Below are 16,679 nucleotides of genomic sequence, written 5' to 3'. Positions count from 1 at the left end.
TGAAAAACCGCAATTATGCCCTAAATTTATATAAAAAGTCAATTAGATTCTGCGGATTTGATTTGATTTGCAGAATCTGGCAATAACAAAAAGCGCACTAGATTCTGCGAATCGCAGAATCTGGCGCAGAATCTACGCAATTTTACTCCCCTATCATTTCCCAAACTTCGCGAATGACTTTCTCATCTCCATCGCATAGCGCGATGATTTCATCTACGCTTAAAATATTTTCAATCAACGCATCTTTTATTGAATCTATTTCAAAAACCACATTTGGAATCTTTGTAAGATAAATGGGGTGCGTGTGAATCAAATTATAGATTACATCCTCCCAAAAATAATCATCTTTTGCTTCTGGCAGATTTTCGCGCACTGCCCTTGCCATATCGCCACACAAATACATCATTCCCGTATCGCCATAACCGCTCGTAGAATCTTTTACCACCTTTATGATTTTGCCCTGCTCATCGCAAATATATCCGTCCTCTTTGCCTTTGGTGATTTGTTTAGCGATGATTTGCGAAACTCCGCTTTTGATATATTTAAAAATATTGTCTTTTATAAAAATATCGCCGTTAATGATTAGCGCATCATCTAAAATATCACGCACCAAATTTAGCGAACTCGCACTATTTTTGCGCTCATACTCGGCGGACACGACTTTTTTCAAATGATATTTCGCCACGAGATTATCAAATGCTTGGTGTTTGTATCCTGTGATGATTGTTATATCTTTTATGCCGTTTGTGTGAAAAAATTTGATATTTCGCTCTAAAAGTGTTTCGCTTTTTATTTTTAGCAAAGGTTTTGGCGTTTTTAACGAGAGCGGGTATAACCTAGTGCCTTTTCCAGCCGCAAGGATTATGCCTTTCATAAGTAGCCTATATCCCTTAAATATCGCTCTAAAACCTTTAAAAAATCTGCTATGTCATTTTTATCAATAGCACCGATATTTGCAACCCTAAAAGTATCAAATGATGAAACTTTGCCCGGATAGATTGTGAAATTTCGCTCATAAAGATAATCGTGCATTGAATCAAAACTATATTTTGTGCATTTTGGTTCATAAATTGCCGTAATGATTTTGGATTGACACTCAATATCAAGCAACAATTTTAGATTTAATTTTTCGCAACCTTTTATCAGTTCCGCCCAAGATTCTGTGTATCGCTTGTGGCGATTGTCAATGCCCTCTTCAAGTGTTTCGATTATCGCTTGTTTTAAAGCATATAGAGTTTGCACAGGTGGGGTGAATCGCATTTGCTTTGTTGTGGCAAAATATTTATATTGCGCATATAAATCCAAATAGAGACTTTTTGCCTTTGTATCTTTTAAATTTTCAAGTGAATCTTTTTTGCATATCACAAATACAACTCCCGCTATCCCTTGAATATTTTTATTTGAACTAGCGATTAGAAAATCAATATTTGATTTTCCCATATCTATGGGAATTCCAGCGTAAGAACTCATCGCATCCACCACAAACTTCGCGCCATATGTTTTAGAGAGTGCACCAATGCGATTTATATCATTTAGTAATCCCGTGCCTGTTTCATTATGCACGGCGCAAATATAATCAAATTTCGTGTTTTTTAGCGCAGAATCTAATCTATCAAAATCTATTGGCGCAATAATATCGCTTTTAAACTCCGTAAAATCCGCAGTATATGTTCGCAGAATCTGTGCCATCCTTTCGCTGTAAGAACCATTATTTATAACCAAAATCTTTTTATTGTCGCAAATGGAGGACAAAACCGCCTCCACCCCAGCACTGCCAGAACCACCAAAAAGAACACTCGTATAATCTTTATTATTTGCTACAAAATCCGTTAGCTTTTCGCTTATAAACTCCATCACTTCGCCAAATTCTTTTTCTCTTGGACAAATATCGCTTACTACTTGCGCCATTTTTACCGAATCGCTTGTAGTGGCGGGTCCGGGATTTAGTAAGATTTTTCGTTCTATTTTCATTTTAACTTTCCTTTACAAATTTCATAAACGCCATTTTATTTTCTTTTGGATTTTCCTTTGGGCGACCTAAATCTTTTCGATTACCCTTTTTTACGCAAATTTCAAGCATTGAAGGTGCGTGAGATTGTGCGAATGTATCCCAAATATTTTCAATTTCATTTAGATTTTGTGCCTTAAAAAATTCATACCCGCAACCTTTGGCAATTTGTGCTAAATTCACGCTATCCATAGCCGTCCGTTGTCCGCCCACCGAATCGTGTGCTTCATTATTAAAAACAATATGCTTAAAATTTGGCAGTTTTTTTGAGGCAATCACGGGCAACGCTCCCAAGTGCATCAAAAGCGCACCATCGCCATCAAAGCAAAAGATTCTGCGATTTGGTTTATTTAGCGCGATTCCAAAGGCAATCGATGAAGCGTGTCCCATAGAGCCAACGACTAAAAAGTCCTTTTCGTGCGTTTTGCGATTTTCATACAATTCGCGTGAAATCATTCCTGTTGTGGAGACTACAATATCATCGCTTCGCATTAAAGAAATAACCTTTTTAATCGCCTTCTCTCGTGGCAGTGAAAAATTATTCGCAAAATCTACCTTTTTGTAAGATTCAAATGTCCCCTTTTTCACCACAAAAGCAAAGGGTTTATTTGTGCCATTCATATATTTAAACGCACCGCCAATCTGCGTCAAATCTTGTAAAATCTCATATTTTATGCCCATCGTTTCTAAAAGTGGCAAGGTTAGTTTTCCTTGCGTTTCGTGTTGCGGTTCATCTTTTACATTTGGTTCTCCGCGCCACCCGATAAGTAAAAGTGCTGGGATATTATAAACTTCGCTATCCATCAAAGATAGCAGGGGATTTACAATGTTACCAAGTCCAGAATTTTGCATATAAACAACGGCGATTTTATTTGTCGCTAGATAATGCCCTGCTGCAAGTGCGAGTGCGTTGCCTTCATTTGCGGTAATGATATGATTTTTATCGCTAACGCTTTGCGAAACACAAGCACAAAAATCTTTTAGCAAACTATCTGGCACTCCGCAAAATAACTCTACGCCGTGCGCCACAAGCGATTGATAAAATTCATTTGCGTTCAATGACTTTGCCTCCCGGGATTAGATTGATAATATCTTTGATTGACATACAATATTTTTCATCTGCTTCTTTTGCCCTGTGGTGCGTTAAAATCGACTTTGCGACATTTACCATCGCAGGATATGCGGCACGAAGCATTTGATTTGCATAAATCACCACGCTAATGCCATTTTCGATGAGTTCTTTTTCGGTAATATGCGAGTAAGATGATGGCACGACAACTAGGGGTTTTTTATTTGGTAACGAAGCATAAATCCTTGCAAATTCTTTAATCTCATCAAAACTTTTCTTACGCGAGTGAATCATAATGCCATCTGCCCCTGCTTCTAAATACGCCTTTGCGCGAGTTATGGCGTCATCCATACCTTTTTCTAAAATTAGCGATTCGATTCGTGCGATAATCATAAAATTTTTAGTGATTTGATTTGCCTTGCCAGAGGCGATTTTATCGCAGAAATTTTCAATGTTATCTTGCTCTTGTGCTACTTCTGTGCCAAAAAGCGAGTTTTTCTTTAATCCAATTTTATCTTCGATAATAATCGCACTAACGCCAAGTCGCTCTAATTCGCGCACCGTAAATACAAAATGCTCTGCTGGACCGCCACTATCGCCATCATAAATAATAGGCTTTGTTGTCACATCTAAAATCTCGCTTAATGCGGCGATTCGCGTTGAAGCGTCTAAAAAGCCATTATCTGGCTTTGCTTTTGCGGTGGATTGTGTGAGAGATGAAATCCACAGCGCATCAAATTCGCTTTCAATGCCATTATTGCTAATTATCGTTTGCTCTACAATCAATCCGCTCAAACCATTATGCGCCTCCATAACGCGCACAATATCTTTGGCATTTAGCAATCGATGAAGTCTTGCACTGCGAATCTCTGGCGTAACGCCAATTTCGCGCATTGCGTTATTGATAAGAGTTGATGAAATCCCTTGCGTGTAGGGGACTTCTATTAAAGCCCCCCCCCATTTTGATAGAGTTTCTATGACTTTTTTGCGAATTTCTGCTTGAAATCCCACCTTCCAATCATCGCCGTGCACGACAAAATCAGGTTTGATTTTTTCCAAATTCTGCGTGTAATCAAGCGTGTCTTGCATTACCACTTCGCTTACACCCTTCACCGACTCCATAATGATTTTACGCTGTTCGTAATTCATATAAGGCAGTCGCCAAAACTTCGCCACCGCTTTATCAGTCAGCAGTCCAATGATGACTTCGCCATATTTTGCCGCTGTGGCGATGATATTTAAATGCCCCGGGTGGAGTAAATCCGCCCCCATACTTACATAAACTTTCTTTTTTCTCTCCATTTCGCCCCCTTATTTCACATTCACAATGCCGTGTGATTTGTCGCTGATATCCGTCCAATTTTGCGCTTCATAAATGCTACCGCTGACTTTATATGCCTTTGTGATATACCATTCATTTTTCTTGTGCTTTTGCAACTGCCACGCAGAGGGAATCGTGTGGATTAACTCCCTATTTTGCGGATAATTTTGCAAGATATTTTGCCCCACATTTGGACATCCATTTGGCAGATTCGCACAAAAAATGGTAGAAATATCATAATTTGCCATTAGGCGATTATCCACTTTTAGTGCTCCACGCGCTCCAAAATCCTTAAATAAAAACAGCGCATCGGGGCGAGATGGGATAGGCATATTTACGCTATTGCCCCCGTGATCGCTTATAACAAAAATCTGCGTGTTATCATAAATCCCCGCATTTTTGAGATTCGCCACGAAATCGCTTAGATACCGCAGGGCACACGCCTCCGTGTCGTATTGCTGCGATGGATACCCCTTTGCCTTGTGTGGATAGTCCTCCCACGCCGTTTTTGTGCTGAAAAACTCGCATTTATCGTCCTTAAAGTGCATTTGATAAGGCGAATGCGTCATCATCGAGTGCAGGTATTTAAAAGTCCCCTTCGCAGAATCTACTCGCAAATTATGCGTAAATGCGTAAAAACTAGCACTATAATTTATTGATGCAAGCGCATTTAACAAACGCGAATCTTTGCTAAACAACCACCGCCCTTCGTTATAAACCTCCGCACGAAAATGCGTAGGCGCAATCTTAAAAAGTCCAAAGTTCAGCATTCTGCCAAGCATCGCGCCAAATGAATTGCTAGTATCCACATTTTGCAGTAATTTTTGCGTGTAAATGTAATAATTCTTAAACGCGCCATCATCGGCATCGATAGCAAAAACGCCGTTATTTAGCGCAAGTGCATTTGTTTTCGTGCCGACAAATGCCATTAGCGAAGTTTGAAATCCGCCATCCGCAAAGGCATTTGCGCTATCTGCAAACGCAGAATCTATTTGCTCTGCGAGATTCTGCGCTCGCTTATTCATATTATAAACCGCGTAATGCTCGCCACCAATTAGCGTAGCGATGGAATGCACCGTGCTATTTGTCGATGAAATCGCATTTGGATAAAGCGTCCATCCGTCTAACTGCGCCTTAAAATGCGAAAACTGCTCGATGAGAAATGGCGTGTGCGAACCGCTAAATGCGTCTAAAACAATCACCACGATATTTTTGCCATTTTTAGAATATGAAAAAAGCGGAGATTCTGCGAGTGGTATATTTGCATTATTTGCAACTTGGGGGGGGGCAGAATCTATATTGTCATTCTGAGTAAGCGAAGCGAACGAAGAATCTCTTTTATTTTTTTGAGATACTTCGCTTCGCTCAGTATGACAAGCCGCTTCGTCATTGCGAGCGGATTTGACAAAATCCGCGTGGCAATCTATTTGTGGATTTGTGGATTGCTTCGTTGTTTTCGCTTCGCTCAAACTGCCTCGCAATGACGAAGTAGAATCCATTCTTTTATTGATAATCTGCACCGCATTCACGCCACTTACGATAAATAAAGTCGCTAAAATTACCTGCATTGCGCGCTTTAACTTCGTAAGCGCAAACGCCGTTAATGCAATTCCAAGCGACAAAACCATTATAAATTCAACGATTTGCCACGCACTTTTTTGTGGCGCAATTTGCAAAACAAAATGGTCCATCGCCCCATAGTCGCCCACAAACACGAAACTATACGCAATCCCGCTAAATAAAATCACACTTAAAATAAATGCGATGATATTGCCAAATCGCTTCGGTATAAATGTGAGCGTATAAATCACCATAAAGCTAATGAGCAAAAATGTCCCAAAGAGCGCACTAAGTGTCGCCTTTGTCTGCGAACTCTCAAACTGCGAAACATCGCTATTATAAAGCGCGTAGGGATTAAAAACGCAGATTAGAAACGCAATGCAAAGGACGGCGTAAATGGCGGTTTGGCGATAGATTTTGGCATTTGCCTCGCGATAACTTTGAAAGCGCGAAATTACGCAAAGCAAAAGATACACGCCAAAAATCGCCCCCAAAATCGCGAAATAATACACAAAAAGATTTTTAACAAAAGGCGTGTTATCCATCGTAAAATGCGCCACTCCAAGCAAATCGCCGTTTTTCAAATTTAGCGGTTTGTCGCTTAAAAATTGCAAATTTCGCTGATGATTGCCAAGCAGAGTCATCGCGCTCGAATCAATGGTGCTATCCCACTCAACGCCTATAATTTTAATGTCGCTAGTCATTGATTTAGAGCGCAAAAAGGGATTTAGCGCGTAGTGCATTTTTGCCTCGCCGTTTTCTAGCGTGAGTTTTGCGCTGTGCGGGGCAGAGAGTTTGAGTGCGCCAAATGCGAGTAAAATTATCGTTAAAAGCGCAGTTAGCGAGAAAATGGCGATTTTTAAACCTTTGCGGTAAATGAAGAAATTAGCAAACTTGGATTTTACCCACCCCCTTAATCCCCCTCCGCAAGGGAGGGGGAGAGTTTTGAATGTGCCTTCCGCAAGAGATGATGGGGTTTTTAAATCTGCGATATTTGCTAAAATCGCAGAATCTGCCTTTTGTTCCCCCTCCCTTGCGGAGGGGGCTAGGGGGTGGGTATTTTGTGAATCAGATTCTGCGTTTTTTGTGCGATTCGCAGAATCTGCGGAATGATTACCCGAATTGCTAGAATTGCCACGCCATTTCGCCCACAATGCCCTTAATAGCGAAAACGCCATATTTGTCGTCCAATACAGCACTAGCGCACTAGGCATTTGATAGAGTAGCACCAAAAAGATAAGCGCAATTAACGCGCCTTGAATCTTTGCGCCTCTATCTTTTGCCACAATCCACACATTTACAAGCGAAATTATTGTCATCAAAATGGGGAGCAAATGCACACCAAACACACTATCAGGCGCACTTAAATCAGCAATCCAAAGGAATGAAACGCCATTTAGCATTTCAGCATTTTTAATCACAAAATACATCGCATAAAAAAATGGTATTTGCACCGCTAACCCGCCAAGCGCACTCAAAGCATAAATAGGGTGGTAGTGATTTTGGCGATAGAGCGTTTGGGTAAAGGCAAAGAGTTTTGCTTTTTTATACACACTTTTCCACGCCTTTATGCGCGAATCTAGTCGCTTTTTGCGCTCCGCCTCAAACTCCGCCTTTTTGTCCGTCAAAATGAAAATTTTTAGCAGAAAAATATTTACGATTAGACTTAAAAAAATTATGCTTAAACCATAGGATTTCACCGCGCCAAAGAGCGATTCTAACCCGAAGTTTAGGACAGATTCAAGTGGGAAAATGAAAATGTAATATAGAAGTTCGCTCATTTTGCGTCCTTTTTGGGGGATTTTGCGATTTTTGTGCGATTCGCAGAATCTGCTTTATTTGCGTGCGAATCGCCTCCATTTTTGTCATTCTGAGCCGTAGGCGAAGAATCTTTTTTAGATATTTCGCTTCGCTCAATATGACAAAAAGCAGTGCGAGATTCTGCGTTTTGCAATAATTTATCCACCGCTAAAATTTGTTTATGTGTATAAATCTCTTCGCCCAAAGATTCCTCTAAAATGCGTTTGTGAATTTTGATGAGTTCGATTGCTGTGCGTTCCCCGCCACAACCTTGATAGTGCCAAAGTAATTCTTTGTATTTGGTGCGATTTTGCGCTTGTAATTCATCTTTTAGTGTAGAATCTATAATGTCTTTTATGCTGCCAAAGTCGCTTGGCGCAATGCTTGTGCTAATCTCACGAAGCGCATTTGCCACCCACGGGGTTTTATGGCTTGTATCCTCCAAATCATAACCGATGATATTAAAGTGAAATTCTGCTGTGATAATAGGCTTACTAAACAGCGCGAGATAATCAAATAGCACACCTGAAAAATCGCCGATGATTAGACTAGATTGCGCAAATGCGTGGATATTATCGGTGTTCGTGTCCCATTTTAGGTTCTCGTAATGTGAAGTTTGCGCGTGGAGCGAATCTAGCATTTCTTTTTCGCTGATATAGCTTTGCGGGTGAGGGCGGATAATAATGTGATACCCTGAATCTAAAAGCGGTTTTAAAAGATTCATTCCATATTTTGAGAGAAGTGCTTCGCGCCCCCAGCTTGGTGCAAGTAGAATGGTGGGAGCTTTAAACCCACCCCCTTTATCCCCCGCGCGCATTTGGGAGGGGGAAATATTAGATTCTGCGTTTTGTCCCCCCTCCCTTGCGGATGGGGCTAGGGGGTGGGTAAAATCCGCACTTGTTGTTTGTTTATCTTGTGATTGTGCTTCACGCAAATCTTTCACTTTCTGCGCCAAATAATCCAAATACGGACAGCCAACGATTGCTACTTGCTTGTGCTTTAAACCACGAATCTTCTCCACTTCACGCAAAAAGTCCGTGTGAATGGGCGAATTTGTAAAAACACTATCAAAATAATCCAACGCAAAAACTTCATAATTATCAATATGTGGGAGCGAGTGCAAAATGTGGCAATAATGCTTCACGCCCTTACTTCGCTTCAACTGCAAAACATCAAGCTGTGGCGTAGTCATTAGGCAAATATCCGCTTCAAGCGAATTTAGACGCGCAAAGGCTTTATTATCCGCACCAATGCACTCAATATGCCCAAAATTGCTTTGAAATTTAAGCATCGGGTCGCGCTCATCGCTCGTATAATAAGTGTATGGGTAATGTAGCCTTTCAAAAGCGTCAATTATGGGCTTAAAAAGCGAGTAATATCGCTTGTCCTCCGCATAAATAACGATAGAATTTTGGGGGATTTGCGCTAAAAACGCAGAATCTGCGGTAGATTCTGCGGTTTTTACTAGATTCTGCGACTTTTTGCGACTTAAAATCCTTCTACTGCCCCCCCCCATTTTGATTTTATAAAACGCACCTTTTAGAAAATACAGCAACGAAGCAAAAATCGCCACAAGCGAACTCAAAAGTAGCGAACCCGTCCCCGGGTCCAAATATGCGTGTAGATTCTGCGAAAAAAGCAAGATTGCGAAAATAAATGGCAAAATATGTCCTTTTTTGAAAAATAAAAAGCGAAATTGTAGCATAAAATTTTTAATTTCACTCCAACTTTATTTCCTCCCAATTCTCCGCTTTGTAAATATCATTTCGCACACGATACGCCTTCTCCAAAATCCACTTATCGCGTTTATGCTTCTCCAACTGCCAAAATTTTGGCATTGTGTGGATTAACTCCCTATTTTGCGGATAATTTTGCAAAATATTTGGCGCGACATTTGGACATCCATTTGGCAGATTCGCACAAAAAATACTTGCAATATCATAGTTTGCCATCAAACGCTTATCCACCTTCAACTCCCCACGCGCGCCAAAATCTTTGAATAAAAACAGCACATCGGGGCGAGATGAAATAGGAATATTTATGCTATCAAATCCGCTGTGGTCGCTCACTACAAAAATCTGCGTATTATCATAAATCCCCGCATCTTTGAGCGATTTTATGAAATGCGAGAGATATTGTAACGCGCAAATTTCCGTATCAAAATGCTGAAAATATAGCGGTTGCAAATCCTTGCTTGTATTCATCTTTACCTTGTGTGGATAGTCATCCCACGCAGTTTTATCACTAAAAAACTCGCATTTTTCGCCATCAAAATACATTCCATAGGGCAAATGCGTCATCATCGAGTGAAAATATTTAAATGTCGCCTTCGCAGAATCTACCTTCAAAATATGCGTAGCAGCGTAAAAAGTCGATGCGAAGTTTATCGCTTCAAGCGTATTTGCGACTTTTGGATTGCCTTTGTTTAACCACAAACCATCATTATAAATTCTAGGGCGGAAAAATGGTTCAGGCGAAAAACGGAAAATGCCGAAACTCAAAAGTTGTATTATTTGCGTGTATTTCGCAGAATCTCGCGCATTTGCAATCGCTTGCATCAACCCCATATTTTCAATATAAAATCCGTGAAATTGATTTGCACTCGCATCGATGGCAAAAATGTGATTGTTTGCGATATTTTTCGCACTTGTGCCGACAACAGGCATCATCGCCACGCTAAATCCATTTTCCCCAAAGGCATTTCCAATCGCGCTAAACGCAGAATCTATTTGCACTGCGAGATTCTGCGCCCTTTTATTCATATTATAAACCGCGTAATATTCTCCGCCAATAAGCGTTGCGGTGCTATGAATGGTGGAATTTGTCGCAGAAATCGCATTTGGATAAAGCGTCCATCCATCTAACTGCGCTCTAAACTGCGGAAACTGCTCCAAAATAAAAGGCGTATGCGAACCGCTAAACATATCAAGCACCAAAACCACGATATTTTTGTCCGTTTTGGAGTATGAAAAAAGTTCATTTTGATAGGGTTTAGTATCAAGCATTTTTGCCTCTTTTGGAGTGTGCGAAATCGTGGCGATTTTATAAGCATTTAGCGCACTTAACGCAAATAAAGTTAGTAATAAAATTTTCAAAACGCCACCTAATTTTTTTAAAAATACGCCCACGAAAATCACACTTCCAATCGCTGTGGCGATGAAAAATAGGTGTTTTTGCACTTTTAAATCTGGATTTTTAAAATTTAATTTTTGCAAAATAAATCTATCCATCGCTCCGTAATCGCCCACCAGCACGAAACAATAAACAAACCCAATGCTTAAAACCACGCAAAATGCGAATGTGCCAATTTTCAAAAGTCTTGTTTTGTAGAAAAAACTCGTGGCGTAGATGAAAATCCCGCTTGTTAGGATGAAAAATCCCACTAGTGCGCATAAAGTCGAGGTCGTCTGCGTGGCGTCAAACTGCGTCACATCGCTTGAATACAGCGCAAATGGCGAGAAAATGCAGACTAAAAAGCAAATATTTAAAATCGCAAAGATGGAAATATCGCGGTAAATTTTGTAGTCTTTGTCGCTCAAATCGCCGTGCGATGGGAAAATCGCGCAAATTAGATTGCGTGGGAATTTGGGAAATTTGTGGTTTGGTGGAGATTCTGCGGATTTCGCAGAATCTTGTGTAAAATTTGAAGTTTTAGCATAATCTAGCGCAGAATCTGCGCTATTTTTGCAATTAGATTCTGCGGATTTGATTTGATTAGATTGCCACGATTTGGTATTCGCCAAATCTCGCAATGACGAAGTAGGTGGAGATTCTGCGAAATTCGCAGAATCTGCGGGATTTTGGGGATTTTTTGTATTAGATTCTGCGAATTTCGTGCGATTCGCAGAATCTCGTGTAAAATTTAAAATTTTCGCAGAATCTAGCGCAGAATCTGCGTTATTTTTGCGATTAGATTCTGCGAATTTCGCAGAATCTGCCTTATCTAGCGCGGCGCGCCGTTCTCTCTCTCTCTCTCTCTCTCTCTCTCTCGTGGCGTTTCATTAAAAGTTTCATCAAAAATCTAAAAAATCTCATCAAAAAATCCTTAAAAATTAAAGCAAAATTATAGCAAAAATCTCTCAACACACTTCACAATCACGCATTTTTCTCAGCAGAATCACTCTTTACCTTGCGCTTAAAATAAACATACACCGCTAAAATCCCAACCGCACTAATCAGCGTGAAAATCACCGCTTGTGTCACATAGCCCTTTATTTGCGCTTCTTGCGGACTTAAAGTTTTGCTTGTAAATGTGTGGATAATCTCGCTAATCTCCATCCCCGCGCTAAAAATCCCGCCAATGTAATATCCTAAAATCGTTAGAATAATTACCCAAATCCCCGCACCTAGCGAAGTATAAAAGCAAAATTTTGGCAAATTCATTTTCGCTAATCCCGCAGGGAGCGAGATATATTGCCGCACCGCAGGGATTAGTCGCCCGATAAATGTGCTAATCTCCCCGTGTGCTTTGAAAAATGCCTCCATTTGATTCATCGTTTTTTCGCTAAAAAAGAAGTATTTGCCAAATTTTAGCACGAAGATTCGCCCAAATTTTAGCGCAAGATAGTAATTAAACAGCGCGCCAGCAAGCGAGCCTAAAATCCCCATAATCACCGCGATTATCGCATTCATCTCGCCTTTATACGCCAAATATCCCGCAGGTATCATCACTACTTCGGATGGAAAAGGGAAAAAGCTAGATTCTAAAAACATCATCGCAAAAATGCCAAAATATCCCAGCTGTCCTACAATATCGACTATAAAATTCACAATTTCGCCCATTTTTTGCCTTTATAAATTTAAAATTTTAAGTTATAATTTTACACGAATTTTTTTAAAAATAAAGGGGCGATTTTGGCGAGAAAAAAGGTAGCACCACCACCAAAGCCGGGCGGACTCCCGCTGTGGCTAGGGACTTTTGGCGATTTGATGAGTTTGCTTTTGACATTTTTTATTTTGCTACTCTCAATGGCGACTTTTGATAAAGAAAAGGTGCAACAAGCGATTGGCTCGGTGCAGGGGGCATTAAGCATTTTGGAGCACGGAGTGGAAACGGAAATCACCCCGCCAAATCCCATTCAGGCACTGCCCTTGCAGACTGAAAGCAATAAAATCGAAGTGCTAAATGTCTTTGCAAGTCTTATGAATGAATACAGCGAAATGAGCGAGATTAGCGATGGTCCGGGCATTGATTTAGAAGAATCTGATGATGGATTTATAATGCGAATCCCAGATGATTTGCTATTTGATAGCGGTGGCGTTGAGATTATAAATCCAAATGGGCGGGTATTTTTGGAGCGATTGGCGTTAGAAGTGGAGCGATTTAGGGAGATTTTGAGTGTGCGAATCATTGGAAATACGGATAATGCGCCATTTCGCGCGGGGAGTGCGATGGATAATTGGGACTTGTCAAACAAGCGCGCTTTAAGCGTGGCAAATGCGCTTCTGTCGCTTAAAATCCCATCAAATATTATGCAAATTGGCGGAGATGCGGACTTTAATCCCGTAGCGGATAATGCCACGCCACAAGGACGCGCGAAAAATCGCCGTGTGGATTTGCATTTTAGCGTGGTGGGCGATGTAAGCGACAAAGAGCAAAAGGCAAAAGAGATTATAAAAAATATAGATTCAGCGAATATTGGGACGCAAAACGCAGAATCTACCCCCATTCGTCATTCTGAGCGAAGCGATAGCGAAGCGAAGAAACTCAAAAATTACAATAGAGATTCTTCGCCTACGGCTCAGAATGACAACATTGGCACAGATTCTGCGAATCAAAACGCAGAATCTAGCGCAAATCAAATCACAAAATCCACCAAAAATTAAAGGCAAACGAGTTGAGAGAGCTATTTGAAGGGGCGATAAAGTTTCAAGAAGAGAGCTTTTTGGCGCACAAAAAACTTTATGAAAATTTAGGCAAAAAGCAAAATCCACACACGCTTTTCATTTCTTGCGTGGATTCGCGTCTCGTGCCAAATCTCATCACAAACACTCTGCCCGGCGACTTGTTTGTCGTGCGAAATGTCGGCAATATTATCCCGCCTTATACCGATAATAACGCGATGCGTAGCGGATATTTGGCGACTACGAGCGCGATTGAGTATGCTTTGAGTATTTTGAAAATCAAAAATATCATAATCTGCGGACATAGCAACTGCGGGGCGTGTATCGCGGCGCTAAAAGATTCTGCGAAGTTGGATTCTACGCCGTATGTCAAAAAGTGGTTAGAGCTGCTAAACCCCGTGCGTGAGCGGGTAAAGGCGCTAAATCCGCAGTCCTTTTCAAAAGAAGTGTGGCTTTGTGAGCAAATCAATGTCGAATATCAGTTAGAAAACCTTATGACTTACCCATTTGTCGAGGAAAAATTCGATTTGGGTGAGCTAAATATTTATGGGTGGTATTACATCATCGAAACGGGCGAGATTTTGAATTATAATATGATAAAGCGCGAATTTCACCCCATCCCTGCGCAAAAATCGCAGAATCTAAAAGCGCAATCTTAAAAATGGAGCAATTTATGAATAAAAAAATGATAGTTATGGCTGGACCTTGCGTGGTTGAGAGCGTTGATGGGCTAAAAATTATTGCGGAGGATTTGCGCGAATTGTCGCAAAATCCGCGAATCGACTTTTATTTCAAAGCGAGTTTTGATAAGGCAAATCGGACGAGTTTGGAGAATTTTCGTGGAATCGGCATTGATGCGGGGCTAAATGCGCTTGATTTGATAAAAAAAGAATTTGGCTACAAAATCATAACCGACATTCACGAGCCTTCACAAGTCGCAAAAGTCGCACAGGTGGCGGACATTTTGCAAATCCCCGCACTTCTTTGTCGCCAAACGGATTTGATTGTCGAAGCCGCAAAGAGCGACAAAATCGTAAATATCAAAAAAGGGCAGTTTGTAAATCCGCGAGATATGCAATATGCGGTTTTAAAGGCACTAAAAACGCGTGATTCATCGCTAAAAAATGCGACTTATGAAGCGTCAAAAAAATTAGGCGTTTGGCTCACAGAGCGCGGCAGTAGCTTTGGCTATGGAAATTTAGTCGTGGATATGCGAGGTTTGGCTATAATGCGCGAGTTTGCGCCTACTATTTTTGATATGACGCATAGCATTCAAATGCCCGGCGGTGCGGGTGGCAAAAGTAGTGGTGAGAGAGAGTTTGCGCCCATTTTGGCTAGGGCTGCGGCTGCTGTGGGAGTTGATGGATTTTTTGCCGAAGTGCATAATGATGCGCAAAATGCGTTAAGCGATGGCGCAAATATGCTTGATAGCAAAAAAATCGGCGATTTAGCAACGCAACTTTTAAAAATCGCCGATTCAATAAACTAAAATGAAAGGACAGAAAAATGACAACTTTTGAAGGAAATTTACAGCTAAATGGTAGCGAAAAAGTCGCAATCATCGCATCGCGTTTCAATCATCTTATCGTAGATAGGTTAGTTGAGGGCGCGATGGATAGCTTTAAGCGACACGGCGGAAATGTGGATAATCTAAATGTGATTCTTGCGCCCGGTGCGTATGAATTGCCGTTCGTGCTAAATCGCATTTTAAAGCAGGACGAATATGATGGCATTTGTTGCGTGGGGGCGGTGATTCGCGGGGCTACGCCACATTTTGATTATGTGAGCGCGGAGGCGACAAAGGGCATTGCAAATGCCACGCTAAAATACGATGCGTGCGTGAGTTTCGGGCTTTTGACGACAAATAGCATTGAGCAAGCGATTGAGCGCGCAGGGACAAAGGTCGGCAACAAGGGCTTTGAAGCGATGAATGCGCTTATTGAGCTAATGAATCTTTATAGCAAAATGTAAGGCGCGTTATGGCGACTAGAACTCACGCGCGCCAAATGGTTGTCGAGCTTTTGTATGCTTTTGCGATGGGCAATGAGCGCATTTTTGACTTTGCCGATTCGCTTTTGAGCGCAAAAAAGATTCGCAACGCACAAGCGGACTTTGCAAAAGGCTTGTTTGGTGGCGTGGTGGCGCATTTAGCGCAGATTGATAGTATCATCAATGCAAATCTTAAAAGCTGGGAAATAAGCCGACTTGGCGTGATTGATAAGTGCATTTTGCGACTTGGCGTGTATGAAATCCTAAAAGGCGAGATTGACGCGCCTGTGGCAATCAACGAAGCTATCGAAATCGCCAAAATCTTGGGCTCGGAGCGGACAGGGGGATTTGTCAATGGCGTTTTGGACGCCGTGCGCAAGGGCGATTTTGATTTAGAAAAAGGCGTGGAGAGTGTGGTAGATTTAAGCGAATCTAGCGTGGATTTAGATTCGGCGAATCGCACAAAAAGCGCAGAATCTACGCCAAAAAATACAGATTCAGTGAAAAAAAGGGACTTTGTGCGACAACGCAAAGATTCTGCGACTCGCACGAGCAAAAAGCGAAATTTTACAGATTCAGCGAAAAATGCGGATTTTAGGCAAAAACGCAAGACAGATTCTACAAAAAAATACAAAAGAGATTCAGCGAAAAAGACAAATTTCACACCTAAAAACCAAGCAAAAAAATCCTACGCAAAAAAGCCCCCAAAATCACGCTAGATTTTGCGACTCGCATTTGATTCACAAAATCTAAATGTGGATTGCTTCGGCGAATCTATGATTTGCCTTGCGGTGATTGGGGATTTTACCCACCCCCTAAATCCCCCTCCGCAAGGGAGGGGGAGGATTTTGGATTGCCACGAAGTCGCCCTTAAAAGTGCGACTTCTCGCAATGACGATTAGAGATTTTTCGCTCGTTTCGCTCACTCAAAATGACAAGTGAAACACAAAAACAATCGAAGTATTTGCGGTGTTGCTTTCGTAGTTTTTAGCGAATCAACACAAGGATAGCGGACTTTGCGTCCGTGCCTTGTTGCGATTCGCTAAATCTGCGGAATGAATACCCAAAGACAAATTGCCCTACCAATT

At 41.3% G+C, this 16,679-nt stretch carries 15 protein-coding genes; 7 read left to right on the top strand and 8 right to left on the bottom strand.

Annotation, left to right across the window (positions count from 1 at the left end):
* Positions 1–142: 142 nt before the first annotated feature.
* The 7 genes from ACWIUD_RS05510 to ACWIUD_RS05480 are packed head-to-tail and all read right to left on the bottom strand — an operon-like array spanning position 143 to position 11,501.
* Positions 143–874, bottom strand: a complete 732-nt coding sequence (locus ACWIUD_RS05510; RefSeq protein ID WP_454147472.1) for a sugar phosphate nucleotidyltransferase — start codon at positions 872–874, stop codon at positions 143–145.
* Positions 871–1,971: a 2-aminoethylphosphonate aminotransferase gene (locus ACWIUD_RS05505; protein WP_454147470.1), complete on the bottom strand. Its 1,101-nt coding sequence runs from the start codon at positions 1,969–1,971 to the stop codon at positions 871–873. The genes ACWIUD_RS05510 and ACWIUD_RS05505 overlap by 4 nt, the downstream gene beginning before the upstream one ends.
* Position 1,972: 1 nt before the next feature.
* Positions 1,973–3,067 carry a phosphonopyruvate decarboxylase gene (gene aepY / locus ACWIUD_RS05500; protein ID WP_454147468.1) on the bottom strand — a complete coding sequence of 365 codons (1,095 nt, stop codon included), beginning with the start codon at positions 3,065–3,067 and terminating at the stop codon, positions 1,973–1,975.
* Complete coding sequence (gene aepX / locus ACWIUD_RS05495; RefSeq protein WP_454147466.1) at positions 3,054–4,379, bottom strand: phosphoenolpyruvate mutase; 1,326 nt, start codon at positions 4,377–4,379, stop codon at positions 3,054–3,056. Before aepX ends, aepY begins: the two co-directional genes overlap by 14 nt.
* A gap of 9 nt (positions 4,380–4,388) precedes the next feature.
* The gene (locus tag ACWIUD_RS05490; RefSeq protein ID WP_454147464.1) at positions 4,389–7,739 is read right to left on the bottom strand and encodes a YidC/Oxa1 family membrane protein insertase; all 3,351 of its coding nucleotides are present in this window, start codon (positions 7,737–7,739) and stop codon (positions 4,389–4,391) included.
* The gene (locus ACWIUD_RS05485) at positions 7,736–9,421 is read right to left on the bottom strand and encodes a CDP-glycerol glycerophosphotransferase family protein (RefSeq protein WP_454147462.1); all 1,686 of its coding nucleotides are present in this window, start codon (positions 9,419–9,421) and stop codon (positions 7,736–7,738) included. Before ACWIUD_RS05485 ends, ACWIUD_RS05490 begins: the two co-directional genes overlap by 4 nt.
* Before the next feature lie 55 nt (positions 9,422–9,476).
* Positions 9,477–11,501 carry a sulfatase-like hydrolase/transferase gene (locus ACWIUD_RS05480; RefSeq protein ID WP_454147460.1) on the bottom strand — a complete coding sequence of 675 codons (2,025 nt, stop codon included), beginning with the start codon at positions 11,499–11,501 and terminating at the stop codon, positions 9,477–9,479.
* On the opposite strand from ACWIUD_RS05480, the gene ACWIUD_RS05475 reads away from it, so the two are divergent.
* Positions 11,488–11,763, top strand: a complete 276-nt coding sequence (locus tag ACWIUD_RS05475) for a hypothetical protein (RefSeq protein WP_454147458.1) — start codon at positions 11,488–11,490, stop codon at positions 11,761–11,763. The genes ACWIUD_RS05480 and ACWIUD_RS05475 overlap by 14 nt on opposite strands.
* Before the next feature lie 90 nt (positions 11,764–11,853).
* Here the strand turns inward: ACWIUD_RS05475 and ACWIUD_RS05470 are convergent, their stop codons facing one another.
* On the bottom strand, positions 11,854–12,540 hold the full coding sequence (locus ACWIUD_RS05470; RefSeq protein ID WP_454147456.1) for a DedA family protein: 687 nt from the start codon (positions 12,538–12,540) through the stop codon (positions 11,854–11,856).
* 72 nt (positions 12,541–12,612) lie between these two features.
* On the opposite strand from ACWIUD_RS05470, the gene ACWIUD_RS05465 reads away from it, so the two are divergent.
* The 6 genes from ACWIUD_RS05465 to ACWIUD_RS05440 are packed head-to-tail and all read left to right on the top strand — an operon-like array spanning position 12,613 to position 16,493.
* Positions 12,613–13,584: an OmpA/MotB family protein gene (locus tag ACWIUD_RS05465; RefSeq protein ID WP_454147454.1), complete on the top strand. Its 972-nt coding sequence runs from the start codon at positions 12,613–12,615 to the stop codon at positions 13,582–13,584.
* An 11-nt stretch (positions 13,585–13,595) separates the two neighbouring features.
* Complete coding sequence (locus ACWIUD_RS05460; protein ID WP_454147452.1) at positions 13,596–14,261, top strand: carbonic anhydrase; 666 nt, start codon at positions 13,596–13,598, stop codon at positions 14,259–14,261.
* 14 nt (positions 14,262–14,275) lie between these two features.
* Positions 14,276–15,091, top strand: a complete 816-nt coding sequence (gene kdsA, locus ACWIUD_RS05455; protein ID WP_454147450.1) for a 3-deoxy-8-phosphooctulonate synthase — start codon at positions 14,276–14,278, stop codon at positions 15,089–15,091.
* Between the two features lie 17 nt (positions 15,092–15,108).
* A complete protein-coding gene (gene ribH / locus ACWIUD_RS05450; protein WP_454134547.1) occupies positions 15,109–15,573 on the top strand; it encodes a 6,7-dimethyl-8-ribityllumazine synthase in 465 nt (154 codons plus the stop codon).
* A gap of 8 nt (positions 15,574–15,581) precedes the next feature.
* Positions 15,582–16,310 carry a transcription antitermination factor NusB gene (gene nusB, locus ACWIUD_RS05445; RefSeq protein WP_454147448.1) on the top strand — a complete coding sequence of 243 codons (729 nt, stop codon included), beginning with the start codon at positions 15,582–15,584 and terminating at the stop codon, positions 16,308–16,310.
* Positions 16,311–16,313: 3 nt separating this feature from the next.
* Entirely contained in the window at positions 16,314–16,493 is a 180-nt protein-coding gene (locus ACWIUD_RS05440) for a hypothetical protein (protein WP_454147446.1), read from the top strand.
* The last annotated feature ends 186 nt before the right edge of the window (positions 16,494–16,679 follow it).

It is taken from the genome of Helicobacter sp. 23-1044 (assembly GCF_053654695.1).
This window is presented reverse-complemented; position numbering and strand designations above follow the sequence as displayed.